The sequence below is a fragment of the Arthrobacter sp. 35/47 genome (genome assembly GCF_000520475.1).
GTDB classification, from domain to species: Bacteria; Actinomycetota; Actinomycetes; order Actinomycetales; family Micrococcaceae; genus Arthrobacter_D; species Arthrobacter_D subterraneus.
On record NZ_KI914596.1, the window covers coordinates 1 to 5069 of the forward strand.

Annotated in this window: 5 protein-coding genes; 4 read left to right on the top strand and 1 reads right to left on the bottom strand. The window is 61.2% G+C overall.

Translation table 11 applies throughout. From position 1 onward, the window contains the following. Positions 1 to 857 precede the first annotated feature (857 nt). On the top strand, positions 858 to 2030 hold the full coding sequence (locus X803_RS0109040; RefSeq protein WP_162149216.1) for a phosphotransferase enzyme family protein: 1173 nt from the start codon (positions 858 to 860) through the stop codon (positions 2028 to 2030). Between the two features lie 97 nt (positions 2031 to 2127). On the opposite strand, the gene X803_RS0109045 is transcribed toward X803_RS0109040, so the two are convergent. Then, positions 2128 to 2532 (bottom strand): DUF1003 domain-containing protein, encoded by a 405-nt coding sequence (locus tag X803_RS0109045; RefSeq protein WP_026544896.1) that lies wholly within the window; start codon positions 2530 to 2532, stop codon positions 2128 to 2130. Positions 2533 to 2814: 282 nt separating this feature from the next. Here X803_RS0109045 and X803_RS18865 point away from each other — a divergent pair, with 282 nt between their 5' ends. From X803_RS18865 to X803_RS0109060, 3 genes are all read left to right on the top strand, one after another. Then, on the top strand, positions 2815 to 3399 hold the full coding sequence (locus tag X803_RS18865) for a PepSY domain-containing protein (protein WP_051470610.1): 585 nt from the start codon (positions 2815 to 2817) through the stop codon (positions 3397 to 3399). 183 nt (positions 3400 to 3582) lie between these two features. Further along, positions 3583 to 4326, top strand: coding sequence for a DedA family protein (locus tag X803_RS18870; protein ID WP_084033575.1), 744 nt, complete (start codon positions 3583 to 3585; stop codon positions 4324 to 4326). A 37-nt stretch (positions 4327 to 4363) separates the two neighbouring features. Beyond that, positions 4364 to 5041 (top strand): response regulator transcription factor, encoded by a 678-nt coding sequence (locus X803_RS0109060; RefSeq protein WP_026544897.1) that lies wholly within the window; start codon positions 4364 to 4366, stop codon positions 5039 to 5041. Positions 5042 to 5069: the final 28 nt, after the last annotated feature.

Sequence of the window (5069 nt, forward strand, 5' to 3'; positions counted from 1 at the left end):
AGCGACCAGAGTGGCGCCCAACGCCGCGTTGAGGCGACGGACGATCTCCCGGATGCCGAGCCTGGCTGTCCGGGCGTGGGCTGTACCGGTGGTAGTTGCGATACCCATGGTCGGGGCTCCTTACTGACAACACCCAATCTACCCTGATTCGTCTCAAAAGCTACAAAAAATCTACACTCTGACCCGACGACGATTCAGACAAAAAGCATGCAGAGCACCTGGAGCGTAGCAGTCACGTTCATACCTGCAGGCGTCAGCCAGAGCATCTCCGGTGCTGGAAAGCTTCGGCGCCGCTTCTGCCAACGCAAGCGCCCGGGCGGTGCTCCGGGGTGAGCAGCACGTTCTCCATCGATCCTTTATTGCGCTGGAACTAGGCTGTGCCCACCGCTCGCTCGAGGCGACGTCCCCAATGTTGGTGCCATGGTGGGTGTTTGCAGGCGGTCATCATGGTTCCTGCTGTCTAAGTGTGTGTGGGATAAGGAGCGAAGCGGAGGGATCCTGTGCCGTGCACCACGGTAGTAGGCATCGGGTAGCCAGGACCCGGCGTTCATTCTAAACTGACCACCCCTTTTGATGATTGAGGAACTCCCCGGTCTCGGTGTTCCTGGATATCACCCATACGTTTGAGCCGTGGCTGGCCCTGATGGAGAACCGTCTGTCCGCCTCCATTTCGTCTGTAGGCCACACATACGGCAGTCAGTTTGGGCAATGAGGGAAAGCTTCGCACATTTTCCTCATGCTCAGTTCATCGACCTCACATGTGGGTATGGTTCCGTGTCGCTGGAGAGGATCTCGCCACAATTCGACGGAGGCATGCGGTGTCATTTCGGGTGCTGGTGGATAGAGAGTTACCTGCGGTGGATGTCCTGTTCGACGCTAGGCGGTTGTCCGGTGTGTTGGGCGGCCCGCTTCGCGTTGACCATTTGAGGCATAAGCCGGGTTTATCAGTCATCGCCCGCACGCATGATCAGGATGCCCGCGTTGGTTGGATCGCGTCCTATCACCCCCGTGAAGCGGTGAAACTGGAGAAGACTGTCCGCCGTGCCGAGCGGCTCGGAGCGAAACTTTCACGGGTGCTGATTGATGATTCAACTGCCCATGAGCTTGTAATGGGCGCGATTGAGTTGGATCGGCGGCTTTATGAACCGTTGAGCGTGCTCGGGTATCGGAGCGACTGGGGAGGGCCGGAACCCGTTCGGGTGCTCAATTACAATCCTCTTCGCCGGGTCGTTTTGGCTTTGGGTGAAGGTGACGAACGGGTTGTCTGCAAGGTTGGTGTCCCGAGTGGGGCCGACGCCGCACTACTGCGAAGGCTTGCTGCTGACGGCGTGCCGGTGCTCGAGCAGGTAAGCCCGGCGGGCCTTCCCGACTCCAATATGCTGCGGTATTTCCCGTGGTTCGGTGCCTACGATTTGTCTACCGGACGGGGCGGGGGGACCGGCCAGGAACATCTTGATGTTCGGTGTGGGTATGAGGCAGGAGAGGCTCTGGCACGGCTTCATGCTGTCCACCCCCCTGCGACTTTGGTGGCTCGCATTGACAGTGTCGGGGCGATTGTTCAAGGGGCCGTTCAGGAGACCGCCCGCCGTATTCCAGCGCTGGCGTCGCGGCTGCTGCACCGCGTCGCGGGGTTTCTTGGGGAGGAACCGGTGGGTCGGTGCCGGTGTGTCTTGCTGCACGGCGATTTTTCCGCCGATCAGGTCCTCGTGGACCAGCACGAAGTCCGGTTGATCGATTTCGACCGGTGCGGTCTGGGACCGGCGGAATCGGATCTGGGCAGTTTCGCCGCCGATGAGCTGATCAGAGGGCTCCCGGGATCCGGGTCCGTGCCTGTGCTGGATCTGCCGGTTACGGCAGCACTGCTGGCTGGTTACACCGACGGGCACGGGTCATTCTCAGAGCGGCGGGTCCGGGACTGGGTCGCTCTACATGTGCTTCGGCGTCTCAACGAGCCCTTCCGTGCATGCTCACCCCACTGGCGGGAGAGCACCGCGGAGCGGATGAAGCTAATCGAACAACTGTTGGTATAGCAGTGAAACCACCAACCGAGCCAGCGGCAGATCAGGAAAGATCCGCACTCCCCAGCGTTCGTTGGAGCGGTGATGTTGAAAGCTGCACCGTGCTGAGTCATCGGGTGCCGGCGTTCTGCAGCTCACGCAGTATGCGCAACTGTTCGGCGTTGATGGTCATGAGTTGTTCGATTTCTGCTTTCGCCGCGGTGTTCGTTTCGTAATCGTGCTGGGCCATGACGGCCGCGATCGCGTCCTGGCGTTTGGCGGCGATCAGGAGGATCGCTCCCTGTAAACCGGCGAGCATGGAGAGAAACAGGTTCAGGAGGATGTAGGGGTACGGGTCCCAGGCACGTGCTGTCAGAACCACTGAATTAGCGACAGCCCACAGGACCATGAAAGCAATGAACCCACTGACGAAGCGCCAGCTTCCCATGCTGTTGCGCAGCCGATCCGCGGCCCGTTCCCCTTTGGTCAGTGATTCTTTGTGTTTTGCGTGCCAGGTTCGTGGGTGATTGTTCATGAGGCAGTCTAGATCGGCAGACTAGCCCGGTACTGCACGCCTGGAGCCAGCCGTGCATCACTGGGCACGGTCGGCAGCCAGAGAAGAGGTACACCCACAGCGGGTGCAGCGCCGGTGGAACAGGGTGAACCGTGCACTCTCTCTCGCACTTAGCTCGTCCTCAGGTTCTCTCAGCGTTCTCTTAGCGGGTGGGGGCGAGAGTAGTTGCAGGCACCGGGAAACGGGGCCGGACCTGAACGGGAGAGTCCCGGAGGGTTAAGTCCTCACTGAAAGGTAATTGTCATGAACACCACCCCGAAGAACAAGAAGATGCTGGTTGGTTCCCTCGCCGGACTGGCGCTGCTCGGCGGCACCGCCGTTGTTGGTCTGACCGCGGCCAACGCGGCGACCGTCCCGGCTCCGGCTCCCGTCGAGGCGAACCAGGACGCCAACGAGACCGACGAGAAGCAGGAACCGAAGCTCAACGGCTCCATCACGGTTCCCGAGTCGGCGACGGAGCTGTCCGAGGCCGACGAGTCGGCCCAGTACGCGGACCTGGCGACCATCGACACGAAAGCCGCCGAGGACGCAGCCCTTGCCTCGGTTTCCGGGGCGAGCGTAGTCTCATCCGAGCTGGGCGATGAGAACGGGTCGCTGGTGTACGAGGTGACTGTGAAGGACGGCGCCGGAGCTTTGACCGAGGTCAAGGTCGATGCCGGCAACGCCACCGTTTTGGACACCGAAGCCGGTGACGACGAGGGCAGCGAAGGCGCCGAGGACGAAGCCGGGGAGACCGGTGAAACCGCCGATGACCAGAACGGCTCGGACAACGAAGCCGACGGCGAGCAGGACGACGCGCAGGAGGCCGCCGCAACCGGTACCAAATAACCCCCGAAAGGATCCACACCAGAACTGAATAAGACCCCGGCCGCACACCCTGCCCCAACGGTGTGCGGCCGGCCGCGTCCACACCGGAGACACCTACTTTTTCGACCGCTTTCAGGGTTCCTTCAGTAACCCGGGTGCATGCTTTGAACGCGATCGGTAACAGCTCACCCCGGAGGAAAAACAATGATGACTCAACTAGCAGCGGTTGCTGCGGGCAAAGCGGCCGCCGCCCCGTGGTCCGGCTTAACCGACCCCGAAGCGCTCCTGCAAGGTTTGGGTGGTTGGGCGCTCGGGGTGGTGGCGGTCATCGTCTTCATCGAATCGGGGGTGCTGTTCCCCTTCCTGCCGGGCGATTCGCTGATCTTCACGGCAGGCCTTTTGCATGGCAGTCTCGGATTGAACCTTGCGGTGTTGATCGCCGTCATCGTCAGCGCTGCTTTTCTCGGCGACCAGATCGGGTATTGGCTGGGCCGGCGTTTTGGTCGCCGGCTCTTCGCCGATAACGCAAAGATCCTGAAGACCCGGTATCTGCTGAGCGCTGAAACCTTCTTCAACCGCTACGGCGGGCGGTCACTGGTCCTGGCCCGCTTCGTACCGTTCGCCCGCACTTTCGTTCCATTGGCGGCCGGCATCGCACACTACCAGTACCGGAAGTTCCTGCTCTGGAACGCGCTGGGCGCCCTTTTGTGGGGGGCAGGTTTGACGGTTGCGGGGTCCCTTCTCGGTGGTGTCCCTTTCATTGCGGGGCACGTTGATCTGATCGCGCTGGTCATTGTGGTTGCGTCGGTGGTTCCCACGGTGGTGGAGGTGATCCGCCAGGTCCGCCGGAACCGCGCAGCACCTCATTCGACTGGCATCACTGGTGACGATAAGGCTTCTCGCTTCGGCGACGGAGTTTCAACTGCCCGTTCAGGGCGGGACGGGTGACTAGGATGGGCCGGGGAACGGGCGGAGGAGGTTCACTGTGAGAGTTCTGTTGGTCGAGGATGAAAAGGATCTCGCCGAGTCAGTCCGCCGAGGCTTGACGAATGAGGGTTTCGTGGTCGATGTCGCCAACGACGGCGTGACCGGGGCCTGGCTGGCCCTGGAAAACCCCTACGACGTTGCGGTGTTGGACATCATGCTCCCGGGCAAGCATGGCTACCAGATCCTCAAGGAGATCCGGGAAGCAAAGATCTGGACACCGGTGTTGATGCTGACCGCCAAAGACGGAGAGTATGACCAGACGGATGCGTTCGACCTCGGAGCCGATGATTATCTGACTAAACCGTTCAGCTTCATCGTCCTCGTCGCACACCTGAGGGCTCTGATCCGTCGGGGAGCCCCGGAACGTCCCGTCACTCTCGCCGTGGGTTCACTGGTTTTGGACCCGGTCCGCAGAACCGTCGCCCGGCACAACACGCCGGTGGCGTTGACGCCGAAGGAATACGCCATCCTGCACTACTTGATGCGCAGCCATGATCAGGTGGTATCCAAAGCCGAGATCCTCGATAACGTGTGGGATTCAGCTTACGAGGGCAGCGATAACGTCATCGAGGTGTATATGGGGTACCTCCGCAAGAAGATCGACATACCGTTCGGTACGAACACCCTAAAGACGGTACGCGGGATGGGGTATTGCCTGGTCAGTGATGAACGCTAAGACATACCCGCCGGCCGGCGGCGACGGG